Genomic DNA, 13,719 nt, shown 5'->3' with positions numbered 1-13,719 from the left:
ATTAACAACCTCATTATAAAATACTAAAATGATTAATTTTTTAGGGAGAGAAAAAAATGAAATTTAAAAAATTAGCAATAACGACTTTGCTATTAATAAGTGCAGTTCTGTCAGCTTGCAATAAAGACACGCATCAGCAAAGTACTAAAAATAAAAATAAACTAACGATTTATACAACCATTTATCCTCTACAAGATTTTGCAGAAAAAATTGGTGGTAAATACGTTGATGTACATTCCATATACCCTACTGGTGTTGATACCCATGATTTTGAACCAACTTCTAAACAAATAGTAAAAATCGCTAACTCCGATTTATTTGTTTACAATGGTGCAGGTATGGAACCTTTTGCAGATAAAATCAAAGATACACTTAAAAATAATCATGTTGCAATCTTAGAGGCAACTAAAAATATAGAGTTAATAAAGTCAAACGAAGAAGAAATTGAGAGAGATGAAGATCATCATGACGTTGATCCACATGTTTGGTTAGATCCATCTCGTGCAAAAATTGAAGCACAAAATATTAGAGATGAATTAGTTAAATTAATGCCAAAAAACAAACAGTACTTTGAAGCAAATTATGATAAAATTGAAAATCAATTTGATGAACTTGATAATGAATTAAGGAATTTAGTTTTACATTCTGCACGTAAGGATATTGTCGTTTCACATGCAGCTTATGGATATTTGGAACAACATTACGGAATTGAACAAATCCCAATCACAGGACTTTCCCCTTCTCAAGAGCCATCACAGAAGGATTTAAAGAAAGTTGTTGATTTTGTTAAAGAACATCATGTCAAATATATTTTGTTTGAAACGTTTGCTACACCAAAAGTAGCAACAGTTGTAAAAAATGAAACCCATGCTGAAATCTTAAGACTTAACCACCTAGCAACTATTTCAGAAGATGATTTAAAGAAACATAAAGATTATTTCGACTTAATGCAAGAAAATATAGACACGCTAGATAAGACTTTAAATAACCGTTAAAAAGAGGACCCAATTTGTTGGGTCCTCTTTTACTACTTTATCCTACCTTCATATTTTCAGAAAACGGTTCAGGTTTTTTCTTGATTTCTTTAAACATTAATTCAAATAAATATGCTCCAATCAAGGCTAGGATCGAAATTATGCTAAATGTCCATTTATATCCAATTAGCCCAGCTAGTGGAATCGTTAATGGTGCAATAGTTCGTCCGAGTGACCATCTTAAACCTGCTGCTGCAAAATACTGTCCACGTTGATTTTCAGGAGCAATTTTTGCAATAAATGAGTTCTGATTTCCTACAACTAATATCTCACCCAAAGTAAAGAGTGCCATTGCAATAAAAATAACATAGGCTGATAGCGTGAATCCAAACAAGAACATGGATAAGGCATAACAAACAGATGATGCAAAAAATAAAAATCTTTCATTAAACTTATTGGCAAATTTCGTTATTAAAACTGTAAATAATGCTACGATTAAACCGTTTTCGGCTATGACCCAGCTAAATAATGTTTCACTATTTGTCTTTAAAGTAAAATCGCTAAAACTAAATAACGTTTGAACAGGAATACTTTCTTTTATATAAACCGCTAGTAATAAATCTAATTGAGTAAAAGTTTGAGAGATTAATATACCAGCTGCAACAAATAAGAAAAAAACCTTATCAGTAAAAATTACACGATAATTCTTTAATTGTTTAATTAAAACTTTTGAAATAGACGCTTCTTTTTCTTGTCTTACAGAGTCTGGTAATGACTCCTTTATTAATAGTAGAATCATAAAAGCGACAATTAAAAAAATCAATGAAGATGTAGTAAATAATAAAAATCTTGCTTTAAAAAATAAAATCCCACCGATAATTGGTCCGATCACTACATTAATATTTATCATCGTATAAAAAACAGCGAAGACTAAGTTTCTTTCATCTTTATCTTCAACCGTATCTGCTACCATAGCCGAACTTGCTGGATTATAAAGCATTCCTGTGACACTAATAATTGCAAACCCCAAAAAAGTTAGCCATGGAGAATTTAAAATTGGCGAATTTGCAATTGTTAGTAAAATCATTCCTCCAGCTTGAATGAACGCTGAAATTACCATCATTCGTTTTCGGCCGTATGTATCAGCCAAATATCCACCGATTAAATTTGCAAATACTCCAACAGCTTGAGAGCACATTAGTAAGATCCCTGCTGTCACTTTACCTAATTCTTCAGCAAAATAAATTGCTAAAAATGGTAAATACATCCAAAAGAATAATCCAAAGAAAAACTCAGCAACAAGCCTGATCTTCATATTTAAATTCCATTTAAGTATATTCATGATGTCCGTCCCCCTAACCTTCTCACTTTAACATAATTAAAAAAATGCGTAAATTGAATTTTAATTGGTACTTCCTTCTTCTATGAATTCGATAAATGCATTTAATTGATTTGGTTAAAACTTTTACGAAAGGAGCATGTCTATTTTCCTAATATGTATCATACAATTTAGTACTACATTTAGGAGGACTTCCTATGAAATTCAACTTTAGTAAAGAAGCTCGAAATATAGCCTTTACGTATGTCGGAACAGTGATTGGAGCAGGTTTTGCTACGGGTAAAGAAATTGTAGAGTTCTTTTCAATTAACGGGGTATTTGGTGCAATGGGGATCCTTTTTGCCACTATATTATTTTGTTGGTTTGGAACTAAAATTATGACAATTGCTCATACATATAAATTAAATTCTGCTCAGCAATTTAATGTACTATTGTTTGGAGAACTCGGAGGAAATATTATTAATGGGCTATTATTCTTTGTTTTAATTGGCGTTACAAGTGTCATGTTATCTGGTGCTGGAGCTGTATTTAAAAATTACTTACATTTTGATTCATTTATCGGATCATTATTTTTTATCATTTTGACTTTTATGGTTTTAAGAAAAGGGACAAGTGGTTTATTCAGTCTAAATAATACGGTAGTCCCAATTATGTGTGCTTTTATCGTCGCAGTTTTCATCAACTCACATTTACCATTTACGATGCATGAAATAACACTAGACCATATTCTTCCTTCTATTAATACGCTTAACTATACAGTGTTTACAAAACCAATAACCTATGTTTGTTTAAATATGGCGTTAGCCCAAGCTGTTTTAGTACCGATTGGTTTTGAGTGCAAAGAAAAATCTTCTATTGTACAAGGCGGTGTATTAGGCGGTCTAATATTAGGTACTATTTTATTACTAATTCACCTGAACGTATCAGGTGTAACCAATTTTCAACAATATGAAATTCCAATGGTAGAAGTAATCAAAAAAATCCATCCAATTTTCTATTACTTTTTCCTAATGGTTATTCTAGCTGAAATTTTCACCACACTAGTTGGTAATATATATGGGATGTCTAGACAAATTAATTCATATATCCGATTAAATACAAATTTAGTCGTTATCTTATTATTAATTTGCTGCCTGTTTATTAGCATTATTGGCTATGGACCATTATTAACATTCCTATATCCACTGATCGGTTGGATTAGTTTTCTTGTTATCCTAACCTTACTAAAACCTAAAAAATCATCTTAATCGCAATCATCGCAAACTTCATAATATAAACCAAATTCAATGTGTAATTTTGGCTTCCATTGAATCTTAAACATCCTACTTTGCCAACGTTCTAATACAAATTGAATAGAATTTTCATCATGATCGTTTATTAAGATCATTTGATGAACTTGTAGGCTTTTTACAGAGAAGCGATTTTCATTTTCGATATACCAATCAATCGTCAACTCATCATATTCATTTATAATAAACTTAACATATGTGCTCGGTTTATCTTTTTGACTTATCTCGCTAAAAATTCCTTCGTCAGTCACAATAATCGGATAATCACCTTTATCATTTTTTTCTAATTTTATTTGAAAGGTATTTTCTAAAAAACAAATCATTTTGTCACCTTCTAATTTAAGATATGTTGATAGTTTAACAAATAAAGACAGGAAAAGACAGGAATATGCCGCTTCAAAAGTTGTTTTTAAGCTGGAGATCCTGAAATTTTGTTCTCAAATTGAAAAGGATTACTCTTAAATCGAAGAGTAATCCTTTTTATTTATTTTCGATTGTATAAGGCTTTATATTTAGACCATGTATTTCTTCTTTCTTTCATTAAACTAATGAATTCCGGTTTACATTCTTCTAAATTAGTTAACGCTATAAGTTCGTTATTTTTCCATTTTGTTACAATACCTTCTGTAGTATAAATTAAATATTGGTATTCTAAGTAACTTCCTAACGTTGATAAGCTTATTTGTTCAAAAATATTTTCTGCAAAACTGTTAGAAAATGATACACATACAGGCCTAGTGCCCACTCGATCCAAGTCAAGTACATGTACAATTTTCCGATTACAGTCTATACATAATGAATAGACGGAAGGAACAATTCCACCAGTTAGAAAAACTTGTTCATTGCTATAGAATTCCTTCACTCTAATCCTCCTATTATCATTGTATATAAGTATATGCAATAAAAAATAGAATTGACTAGTTAAATTACATTATGCCCCACTTTATTTAATGGAATTTTGGATAAACAGAATCTTCCCTGATTCATTAAATTTTAAAGAAGCCTCAAATTCTTTGCCATCCTTTGAAAAACCTTTAATAACTTCTGTAGTCTCACCGTTTAATAACTGCTTTATTAACGCCTTTGTAATTGTTTTTCCTAATATTTTTTTTGAAATTGTCACTTCACATTTTGTTTTTTGGAATTGATCGCACCCATAAAATGACCCTTTATCAATCATTTTACCACCACATTTAATACATTTTCCAACACTTGTTGATTTTTTCTTCGGACCAAACTTCGAATTTTGCATCTCTTCAATTTTAAACTCTGAAAAATTCCATATCTTTTCGTTTTCAAATGCATCATGGATTATTTTTTCAGTTAATTTTTTTGTTTGTTCCATAAACTCAAGACTACTTGCTTTTCCTTCACCAATTTCATTTAATCTCTGTTCCCATTTTGCAGTCATTTCAGGTGAAGTTAAAATATTTTCCCCTAGAGCATAAATTATAAGCTTCCCTTTATCAGTAGCAAAAACTTGATTTTTCTTAACTTCAATATATTTTCTATTTTTTAAAGTACCAATAATACCAGCCCTAGTTGCCTCTGTACCTAGTCCTTCAGTTTTATTTAGTATTTTCGTTAATTCCGGATTATCAATATGTTTTCCGGCAGACTTCATTAATGTTATTAATTGTCCCTCTGTATATCTTTTCGGCGCTTGGGTTTTCTTTTCTTTTACCTCTACCTTTTTAACAATTCCTTCTTGCCCAGTTTCAACAACAGGTAAATTTTGTTCTTCTGTATTTTTTTCTTTTGATTTTTCGAATATGACTTTACGCCAACCTTCTTGAACCATTACTTTCCCTTTTGAAATAAAAGTCGCTCGCCCGTCTACTAACGTATGAATTGTTGTATAATCAAAAATTGAATTAGGATAATGTGCACTAATTAAACGATTTACAATTAATTCATATATTTTCAATTCCTCATCATTCATTTTATGGATATTCGGTACTTGCTCAGTAGGAATAATTGCATAGTGATCAGTGACCTTTTTCTCATTAACATAGCGACTATTATTTAATATAGATTGATTTGGCAGAGGAAAGAATTTTGAAAATTGCTCAATATTTTCAAGTTTCTTCAATATATCTGGGAGCATCATTGCTTCTTCTTTCGTAATAAAACTTGAGTCTGAACGTGGGTATGAAATATTCCCTTTAACATAAAGTTTTTGTGCAATCTCGAGTGTTTTTTGTGGTGAAAATTTATATTTACTGTTTGCATCTGCTTGGAGAGCCGATAAATTATAAAGAAAAGGTGGTTGAAACTCTTTTCTTTCTTGCTCAATATCAGTAATTTTTACGTTTTTATTTTCACAAAAGCCAGCAATTTTTTCAGCTAATTCCTTTGACATAATTTTAGATTCTGATTCGTTATGCCATTTTCCAAAAAACTTTTGCTTATCAAACTGAAAAGTAGCAAAAACCTCCCAATAAGGTTCGGAATTAAACCTTTCAATCTCAAGTTCTCTTTTGACAATAAGAGCGAGTGTTGGTGTTTGAACTCTTCCTAACGAAAATACATCCTGGATTCCTTTTTTTTGTAAATGTAATGAATATACTCTTGATGCATTCATCCCAACTAACCAATCAGCACATGCACGGCTATACGCCTCAAAGAATAAGCTTTTTGTTTCACTTTCATCCAATAGTTGACTAAATCCTTTTTTAACAGCATTTTCTGTTAGTGACGAAATCCAAAGTCTTCTCATTGGCTTTTTATTTCCAGCTAAATTTAAAATAAGGCGAACGATATGTTCTCCTTCCCGTTCACAGTCACCTGCAAGAATTATTTCGGTAACCTCATCTAAATGGACTAAGTTCTTAATGATTGAAAATTGATCCCATTTTCCTTTTGATACTTTATGCCCAAAGCGATTAGGTATAATTGGCAAAGTATTTAATGACCACTTTTTCCATTTTTCATCATATTCTTCAGGTGATAATAACTCACATAAATGCCCAATAGCCCAAGTTAAATAAGCACCTTTTGGGAAAAACTCGTTAGGTTGAATGACTAAGAACCCTTTTTTCTTTTGAAACTTAAAAGGGGCTGCAAGCTTTAAACCTTGATCAGGCTTTTCGGCAATAATTAATTTCATTTTCTTCCTCACATTTTAAACTAATTTTTGTATCACTTAATTGTTAGATATAGTTATTATATAACTTATGTAATGGTAGGGAAAGCAGTAAGAAACGAAAAAAAGGCAGTACCAAAAGAATTCATTCTCTTGCACTGCCTTTACTTCTCTTCCAATTAGAAGCTTTAACTACACGCTGGATTACGTGGTATTTGAATAAATTCAACCTCTTCTAATACTTTAATTCGTTTTGTTACAATGACAACATAATTAGCTGTCCATATATATTGAGGAAAGTTATTTTCGTCTACCATCATTGCTTGAAATGTATCATTCATCATTTCTTCAAATTTTTCCTCTGTGATTAAATCATTTTCAATATTAAATTCAATCCATTCACAATGAATCATTTTCATCTCTCCGTCTCTTTATAAAGTGAAATCAAGATTGATTCTTACTAGTAATTTAAAATAACTGCTATGGCTGTAGTATATCATGTACTTTTCTTTTTGTGAATAACTTCACAAATTCATATTAACTTTTTATTTTATTTATGAAATTTTTAAGTCAATTGAATGTATATTTTGATATTAAGCGCTTACTTGACTTATATTCTTAATAGTTGTATATTAATTTCAACATTTATTATAAAAAATATTAATAAATGGAAATTCTTTCGCGCTTCATGTGCAATGTTTTAGGAGGAAAAGAAAAATGCAAGGAAAAGTAAAATGGTTCAACAATGAAAAAGGTTTCGGATTCATCGAAGTTGAAGGTGGAGACGATGTATTCGTACATTTCTCAGCAATCCAAACTGACGGATTCAAATCTTTAGAAGAAGGTGCTGAAGTTTCTTTTGACATTGTTGAAGGTAACCGTGGACCTCAAGCTGCTAACGTAGTAAAGCTATAATATAAACTTGACTACATAAAGGACTGATCTTATCAGTCCTTTTTTATTTTTCCTAAGAGATCATATTAAGAATTATTCAGTTTACTTAAACAAAAAAATCCTCTCGCTTTTCATGATTCCTATTTTATTTGGGAATACTACGAAGTGAAATAAGGAGGGTGTTTATGTCAAACTTTAATAATTTTGAAGATGTTGAAATGAAAGTTAAAGCTGCACAAAAGCTTGTGGGCTATGCAACAATGAGCATGGACGAGCAGCAATTAACAGATGCAACAACTGCAGTTAATCAAGCAAGAGAACAACTTGAAAAAATGAAGGGCCTTGCTACTGATTTAGATGATGAGTTTTTAAAGAAACAAGAAGAAGACTTAATGCAAATTGAGCAACAAATAAGAGAAGCTCAAATATAATGTAAAAGAGGTTGTCTCAAAAGTCAGGTTATCGGACTTGAGAGACACCTCTTTTTTAATCGTTAAAATATAAAATATTAGGTTATAAATACAAAATACGTACGTTTGGGAACATTATATTATTACCTTAACTATGTTAATCTATAGTGGGGTATAGTTAAAGAATCATTCCTTATTTATGATTATTAGAATATTTTTATATGATTTAGAATGTGTTTTAGAGCATATTTGATAGTTTTCCATTAAAAAGATTCGGCTATTGTACAATTATTGGCGCTTAATACCCTTACTGGTATAGGTAATATTTAAATTTATTTGCGATAATCTTGGATTTAATTGCAGTTTTGTAAATTTCATTTGCGGTTCTCTATTTTTAATTTGCTAATTTTTTGCAGTTCTAGCTTCTTTTCTAACATTTCATCCATATTCCCATTAAAAAAAGAGGGTTCCCATAATGGAATACTTTTTGGGACCCTTGGTTCATTTAATCTTTAACAGTCAGAAGTTAACTGCTTACCGATCGTTTTTATTTTTTCTCCAACCGTACATTTATTAATACAAAAAGATTGTGCGAATTTTTGACTATGGTCTTTTCTAAAATGTTTATAGACAAAACAGCCATCGCAATAAGTCTTTATTAAAGTATCTATTTCATCCAAAATTTCTTTACGTTCCATCATTCAATTCACCTCTTCATGTAACTTCAATCGTACTTATTATCTTATTCCCTTTAAGTGCTTGCGTTGCTAGATTATGAGCTTCTTTATTATCATTGCGTTTAATAAGTTCTAATTGTAAGGTTAATTTTAAGTTTTTACATTTTCTTTCAATTCGATTTATGAATCGTTCATGTTGTTCTTCATAACATGGCCAATCTCCATTTAATTGATTAATGACTACTTGTGAATCTCCTTTAATAACAATCGTTTGTCCTGTTATATTCATTTCCTCTAATAGTAGGATTGCATTTTCAATCGCAGCAAATTCGGCTTCATTATTTGTCAATAATCCATCTAATTTTTCATTAAACCTTTTTCGATAGTTTTTACCATTTTGACTAAAGTATAAGCATACACCTATTCCAGATATTGAGGTTGCAAGATCAAATCCACCGTCAAAAAGTATTGAAATATTATGAGGTTCTTCTTCTAGTTCTTTTAAGTACTTTATTACTTGTTTTTTAGTCCACTCTGTGTCGAATTGATCTAAAAAGATGATTTCTCTTGTTCTACCTGTACTTTCAAAATCTTCCGCTAAAAGTAGTGCTTCTTTTATTTCTAACCATTCAGTTTCAAGTGTAATTTGATATTTCTTTTTCGTTTGATACTTCCAACTGATCTTTAGCTTCATCCGACACACCTCTTCTATTGTCTATTTTAGACTTGCTATAGTTAAATATAAATTACTTCATTTCATATTTTAAGTTTTCATTTTTTTGAATATATACTAAAATGGTACATATATAAGTGTTGGAGGTTTACTATGATTGAAGTTTATATTGACGGAGCTTCCAAAGGAAATCCCGGGCCTTCTGGTGCAGGTATTTTCATAAAAGGAATTAAAGAACCTGTTTTTTTAAGTATTCCATTAGATTCGATGTCTAATCATGAAGCTGAGTTTCATGCATTGCTTCTTGCACTAGATTATTGTGTCAAAAATAATTTAACAATTGTTTCATTCCGTACAGATTCAAAAATCGTTGAAGAAAGTATTGATAAGAAATATTCGAAAAACGATTTGTTTATTCCTTTATTAGAGAAAGCACTTAAGATGATTAATCAGCTTGAACTTTTCTTTATTAAATGGATTCCATCAAACGCAAATAAGGTTGCTGATGAACTTGCTCGAAAAGCTATAAAATAAAAAAGGAATGGACGATATGAAAAATAAATTAATCGCTTTTTCTTCTTTACTCTTTGTGTCCTTCATTTGGGGTTCTTCGCTTTTCATTGTTAAAGAAACACTTAAGTTTGTCCAACCATTTACATTTAATGCATTACGATTTATAGTAGCAGCAATTGTATTATTTACAGTTCAAACTTTATTAAATCGAAAAAATAATAAAAGATATCGTGGAAAAGCGGGTTTTATTTTCCCTGGAATCGTTATAGGATTATTTTTATTTCTAGGTTTTGTATTTCAAACATTTGGATTACATTACACGTCTATATCCAAATCAGGTTTTATAATAGGTATTAGTGTTGCAATTGTACCTTTTCTTTTATTCTTTAAATATAAGAAAAAACCTACTTTAAGGGAAAATGCATGTGCAATTATTGCCTTCATCGGATTATTTTTATTAACTCTATCAACAAATTCCAAGTTTAATTCTGGTGATATTATTTCCATTTTCAGTGCGATTGCGTTTGCTCTTCATATTATTTATTCAACGATCTACTCACCAAGTTATAATTCATTACAACTGGCAACTGTACAAATAACTTTTGTAGGTCTAGCCTCATGGACATTTGCATTAATCTTTGAAGATTGGCAAGTCGTTTTCAACCAAGCATTATGGACAAATAAATATTTTGTTTTTTCAATTCTATTTACAGCAATTTTTTGTACCGCTGCAGCATTCTTTATCCAAATGTTTGCCCAACGTACAATAAGTGCGACTGAAGTAGGAATTATTCTCGCTACTGAGCCAGTTTTTGCAGCGATTACTGGGTATTATTATGGTGGAGAAAGATTACAAGAAATTGGTTTATTCGGTTGCAGCTTAATTTTAGTTTCTACAATCGTAACTCAAATTCGAAAGAACAAAAGTAAAAAGCAATTATATAAAGAAGAAAAAACCATTCACAAAATGTGAATGGTTTTTTTCCCGCAAATGCCGTTGTTCCTTTTATGCCTAAAGTAAACCGAACTCCAAGGTGGATGTCCTCACAAGTAACTTTCATCCTCCTATAAATAGGCACGATGTTGTTACTTAAATATCGGTCTTCCTATACAAAATCATTGGTTTAAGGCATAAACTGACAACGCACACAGCAGGTTTTGTTAATTTGTATTCTCATTCTATACCAATTAAAACTATTTTGCAACTAATTATTTTTTCTTATTCACAACATTTTCTTCATAAGAAATCCAGTCACTAAAACTTCCCGGATAAAGTTTTACATTCGTATAACCAGCTTCAACTAATCCTAAATAATTAACACAACCAGTGACACCTGAACCACAATAAACAACAGTTTCATTGTTATTGTTAAATGGTTTAAAAAGAGTTTGTAATTCTTCTTTTGTTTTAAATTCTCCCGCTTCATTTAAAACATCTTTCCAAAATGAATTTTTTGCTCCAGGTATATGGCCTGCAATTCGGTCAATAGGTTCAAATTCGCCAATATATCGAATAGATTCTCTAGAATCAATTAAATTGAAATCCTCCTTTTCACCATTCTTCTTAACTTCATTCATCGAAGTAATCATATTCTCATGAACATTAATTTCGAATTTTTTTGGCGTTACTTCTTCAATTTTTGTAGTTACATCAAAATCATTTTCCAACCATTTTTTATAACCACCATTTAAAACAAAAGTAAACTGATGCCCTACTAAATTACATAAAAACCAACATCTTGCGGCATTATCATTCGTACCATCGTCATAACAAATAACAATCGTATCATGATCGATCCCCAGATTTCCTAAAAGATTTCCAAAATCATTTAAATTAGGAAACGGATGTCTGCCTCCATGCTTTTGTACAGGACTAGATAAGTCATTATTTAAATCAACATAACGAGAAAGCGGAATATGATTTATCTGATACTCACTTAAACCATATTCAGGATTTGACAATTGAAATCGACAATCTAAGAATACAACATTTTTATTTAAGCGCAATTTATTTGCAATGTTTACATCAATAATATTTTTCAATTTTAATTGTCCACCCTCATATTAAATTAATTTTTTGAATAAGTTTAGTACTTTTTCATCTACTACTACTTCATTTAAGTTTTCAGTTGCTTTAATTGTTTGTTGAACATCATTTTCGATTTGATTGCTACAGTTGTGTAATACAGAATTTAATCCATCAACATATTGAATGTGATAATGCTCTGCAAATAAGCTGTTCATATTTGCTAAATAGTCTTTTAATGGTGTTCTCAACTCATTAATGCATTCATCAATCATCGTTTCTTTCATGTTTTCAACAAAAAAGCTTTTTGGATTTTTGAAGTAATTCTTTAAACTTTCAAAACGATCTACATTAATAAATTGATCAGGATTTTTTATCGAAACAGGTAAGATCTCATTAATTTCACTTTTTTGAACGATAAATTCAGATTGAATAGAATGTATTTCACTAATTACTCGATCTTGAGACATTGAAATTTCATTCGTTAAAAACTTCTCTAATCTAAATCCTGTTACTCTTAATTCCTTTAAAATTTCTTCCAATACTTCATAAATAAATTCACGAATTTTAGTTACAAATAATTGTTTAATATTTTTCGTTGTATTATTGAAAATACTTGGATTAAAGAAATAAGGGAATAAATCACGCATCCTTAATTCGATACGCTTTTCAATAAAGAAAATCAATTGTTCGTTTTCTTTCATAAATGCTCTTGGTAAATTTGTAGGTTCTGCATTTTTAATCGCTTCTTTAACTTTTTTCTGAATTTGCTCAAGTTCGTTGAAGAATTGATCTTTTTCACGTTTTATTCTTTCGAAACGATTAATCGTATCACGTAAGATTTTTTCAATTGTTAATAGGTCATTAATAAATGTTTTAAAGACTTCATTCGCAATCTCAAATTGGAAGAAATTTTGGATTTTCGTATTTAATTTCTTATAATTATTCTGGATTTCCAAATTTAACTCTGAATCGCCATATCCCTTCATTTGAAGCATACTTGAAATAGCAAACACAGATGGAAAACGAACTCCTAGTTTCGTTAATTGGTTTACAAAGAAATTTTGAACGATTTCGATTTCGTTTTGATCCTTTGCTAAATCCGAAGCATTTAACACAAAGTAAACTTTATCACTATCAAAGCTTTCTCTCATTCGTCCGATTTGCATTAAGAAAGACTCATCTTGTCGTGTAAAGGCATGTTGATAATGTGCAACATATAGAATTAAATCAGCTTTTTTCAAATAGTCGAATGCTAGTTCAGTATGTCTTGAATGGATACTATTTCCCCCTGGCGTATCCACTAATACGATTCCACTTAACGTGATCTCACAATCAAAATAAACTGTACTTTCTTTTACAAAACACGCTCTATTTTCTTCACTTATAACACTTACATACTCACTTAAGTCATATCGCTTAGTTGTACCTAGTAAGCTTTTCATTTCTTCATAATTGTGACATACGCTTTCTGCATAAACGTAAGCATCAGTAGGGATTTTATCCTTTTGTTTCTTAATTAAATTTTGAAGGGTACTAAACCACTCTTTTTCATTTGCTTCCACGCCCCATTTTTTGAAGAAATCAAGAAACTCTTCTTTTAAAGATTTTTCTGATTTATAACTCACATCAGCTTTCTTATTACCTGATTCAGCTGTTGAGCGTTTAATCTTACAAATTGCCGCTGTTGTTGGGTGTGGAGAAACAGGTAGTACACGATCGCCAAGTAAAGTATTTATATACGATGTTTTTCCAGAACTAAATGCTCCGAATAATGCAATTGTGTATTCGTTTGATTTTATTTGTTCTCTTTTTTCTTTTAAAATACCGATTTTACTC

The 13,719-nt window shown here is 30.4% G+C and carries 15 protein-coding genes and 1 other RNA gene; 6 read left to right on the top strand and 10 right to left on the bottom strand.

Annotated features, from left to right (window positions below; genetic code table 11):
* Positions 1–56 precede the first annotated feature (56 nt).
* On the top strand, positions 57–995 hold the full coding sequence (locus CN514_RS03550; protein WP_098231411.1) for a metal ABC transporter substrate-binding protein: 939 nt from the start codon (positions 57–59) through the stop codon (positions 993–995).
* Between the two features lie 37 nt (positions 996–1,032).
* On the opposite strand, the gene CN514_RS03545 is transcribed toward CN514_RS03550, so the two are convergent.
* Entirely contained in the window at positions 1,033–2,316 is a 1,284-nt protein-coding gene (locus CN514_RS03545; RefSeq protein ID WP_098231410.1) for an MDR family MFS transporter, read from the bottom strand.
* Positions 2,317–2,510: 194 nt separating this feature from the next.
* Here CN514_RS03545 and CN514_RS03540 point away from each other — a divergent pair, with 194 nt between their 5' ends.
* Positions 2,511–3,560 carry a YkvI family membrane protein gene (locus CN514_RS03540; protein WP_098231409.1) on the top strand — a complete coding sequence of 350 codons (1,050 nt, stop codon included), beginning with the start codon at positions 2,511–2,513 and terminating at the stop codon, positions 3,558–3,560.
* Here CN514_RS03540 and CN514_RS03535 read toward each other — a convergent pair.
* From CN514_RS03535 to CN514_RS03520, 4 genes are all read right to left on the bottom strand, one after another.
* The gene (locus tag CN514_RS03535) at positions 3,557–3,925 is read right to left on the bottom strand and encodes a DUF3979 family protein (RefSeq protein ID WP_098231408.1); all 369 of its coding nucleotides are present in this window, start codon (positions 3,923–3,925) and stop codon (positions 3,557–3,559) included. The two genes, CN514_RS03540 and CN514_RS03535, sit on opposite strands and share 4 nt — an antisense overlap.
* 161 nt (positions 3,926–4,086) lie before the next feature.
* The gene (locus CN514_RS03530; RefSeq protein WP_098231407.1) at positions 4,087–4,464 is read right to left on the bottom strand and encodes a hypothetical protein; all 378 of its coding nucleotides are present in this window, start codon (positions 4,462–4,464) and stop codon (positions 4,087–4,089) included.
* An 81-nt stretch (positions 4,465–4,545) separates the two neighbouring features.
* A complete protein-coding gene (locus tag CN514_RS03525; RefSeq protein WP_098231406.1) occupies positions 4,546–6,711 on the bottom strand; it encodes a DNA topoisomerase III in 2,166 nt (721 codons plus the stop codon).
* A 164-nt stretch (positions 6,712–6,875) separates the two neighbouring features.
* Entirely contained in the window at positions 6,876–7,100 is a 225-nt protein-coding gene (locus tag CN514_RS03520) for a hypothetical protein (protein WP_098231405.1), read from the bottom strand.
* A gap of 304 nt (positions 7,101–7,404) precedes the next feature.
* On the opposite strand from CN514_RS03520, the gene cspD reads away from it, so the two are divergent.
* A complete protein-coding gene (gene cspD / locus CN514_RS03515) occupies positions 7,405–7,602 on the top strand; it encodes a cold-shock protein CspD (RefSeq protein WP_056466512.1) in 198 nt (65 codons plus the stop codon).
* A gap of 164 nt (positions 7,603–7,766) precedes the next feature.
* A complete protein-coding gene (locus tag CN514_RS03510) occupies positions 7,767–8,012 on the top strand; it encodes a DUF2564 family protein (RefSeq protein ID WP_098231404.1) in 246 nt (81 codons plus the stop codon).
* A gap of 491 nt (positions 8,013–8,503) precedes the next feature.
* Here the strand turns inward: CN514_RS03510 and CN514_RS03505 are convergent, their stop codons facing one another.
* Together CN514_RS03505 and CN514_RS03500 are read right to left on the bottom strand one after the other, a co-directional pair.
* The gene (locus CN514_RS03505) at positions 8,504–8,689 is read right to left on the bottom strand and encodes a zinc-finger domain-containing protein (protein ID WP_098231412.1); all 186 of its coding nucleotides are present in this window, start codon (positions 8,687–8,689) and stop codon (positions 8,504–8,506) included.
* A 16-nt stretch (positions 8,690–8,705) separates the two neighbouring features.
* Positions 8,706–9,362: a reverse transcriptase-like protein gene (locus CN514_RS03500; protein WP_098231403.1), complete on the bottom strand. Its 657-nt coding sequence runs from the start codon at positions 9,360–9,362 to the stop codon at positions 8,706–8,708.
* Between the two features lie 132 nt (positions 9,363–9,494).
* Between CN514_RS03500 and CN514_RS03495 the strand changes: the two genes are divergently transcribed.
* Together CN514_RS03495 and CN514_RS03490 are read left to right on the top strand one after the other, a co-directional pair.
* On the top strand, positions 9,495–9,875 hold the full coding sequence (locus CN514_RS03495; protein ID WP_098231402.1) for a reverse transcriptase-like protein: 381 nt from the start codon (positions 9,495–9,497) through the stop codon (positions 9,873–9,875).
* A 16-nt stretch (positions 9,876–9,891) separates the two neighbouring features.
* Positions 9,892–10,827, top strand: a complete 936-nt coding sequence (locus CN514_RS03490; RefSeq protein WP_176525779.1) for a DMT family transporter — start codon at positions 9,892–9,894, stop codon at positions 10,825–10,827.
* A gap of 5 nt (positions 10,828–10,832) precedes the next feature.
* On the opposite strand, the gene ssrS is transcribed toward CN514_RS03490, so the two are convergent.
* The 3 genes from ssrS to CN514_RS03475 form a co-directional block, all read right to left on the bottom strand.
* Positions 10,833–11,015, bottom strand: a non-coding RNA gene (ssrS, locus tag CN514_RS03485) — 6S RNA.
* A 48-nt stretch (positions 11,016–11,063) separates the two neighbouring features.
* Entirely contained in the window at positions 11,064–11,897 is an 834-nt protein-coding gene (locus CN514_RS03480) for a sulfurtransferase (RefSeq protein ID WP_098231400.1), read from the bottom strand.
* A gap of 21 nt (positions 11,898–11,918) precedes the next feature.
* Positions 11,919–13,719: dynamin family protein (locus CN514_RS03475; RefSeq protein ID WP_141529291.1), on the bottom strand; the 1,801-nt coding region annotated here is incomplete at its 5' end.

The sequence above is a fragment of the Bacillus sp. AFS001701 genome, assembly GCF_002559405.1.
GTDB lineage: Bacteria > Bacillota > Bacilli > Bacillales > Bacillaceae_G > Gottfriedia.
Note: the sequence above shows the minus strand (reverse complement) of the source record. Positions and strands in the feature narration are given on the sequence as shown.

What these genes read in the sequence shown, in the direction of transcription:
- CN514_RS03550 (WP_098231411.1), top strand. Translation starts at nt 57, where the DNA reads ATGAAATTTAAAAAATTAGCAATAACGACTTTGCTATTAATAAGTGCA.
- CN514_RS03545 (WP_098231410.1), bottom strand. Translation starts at nt 2,316, where the DNA reads ATGAATATACTTAAATGGAATTTAAATATGAAGATCAGGCTTGTTGCT.
- CN514_RS03540 (WP_098231409.1), top strand. Translation starts at nt 2,511, where the DNA reads ATGAAATTCAACTTTAGTAAAGAAGCTCGAAATATAGCCTTTACGTAT.
- CN514_RS03535 (WP_098231408.1), bottom strand. Translation starts at nt 3,925, where the DNA reads ATGATTTGTTTTTTAGAAAATACCTTTCAAATAAAATTAGAAAAAAAT.
- CN514_RS03525 (WP_098231406.1), bottom strand. Translation starts at nt 6,711, where the DNA reads ATGAAATTAATTATTGCCGAAAAGCCTGATCAAGGTTTAAAGCTTGCA.
- CN514_RS03520 (WP_098231405.1), bottom strand. Translation starts at nt 7,100, where the DNA reads ATGATTCATTGTGAATGGATTGAATTTAATATTGAAAATGATTTAATC.
- cspD (WP_056466512.1), top strand. Translation starts at nt 7,405, where the DNA reads ATGCAAGGAAAAGTAAAATGGTTCAACAATGAAAAAGGTTTCGGATTC.
- CN514_RS03510 (WP_098231404.1), top strand. Translation starts at nt 7,767, where the DNA reads ATGTCAAACTTTAATAATTTTGAAGATGTTGAAATGAAAGTTAAAGCT.
- CN514_RS03505 (WP_098231412.1), bottom strand. Translation starts at nt 8,689, where the DNA reads ATGGAACGTAAAGAAATTTTGGATGAAATAGATACTTTAATAAAGACT.
- CN514_RS03500 (WP_098231403.1), bottom strand. Translation starts at nt 9,362, where the DNA reads ATGAAGCTAAAGATCAGTTGGAAGTATCAAACGAAAAAGAAATATCAA.
- CN514_RS03495 (WP_098231402.1), top strand. Translation starts at nt 9,495, where the DNA reads ATGATTGAAGTTTATATTGACGGAGCTTCCAAAGGAAATCCCGGGCCT.
- CN514_RS03490 (WP_176525779.1), top strand. Translation starts at nt 9,892, where the DNA reads ATGAAAAATAAATTAATCGCTTTTTCTTCTTTACTCTTTGTGTCCTTC.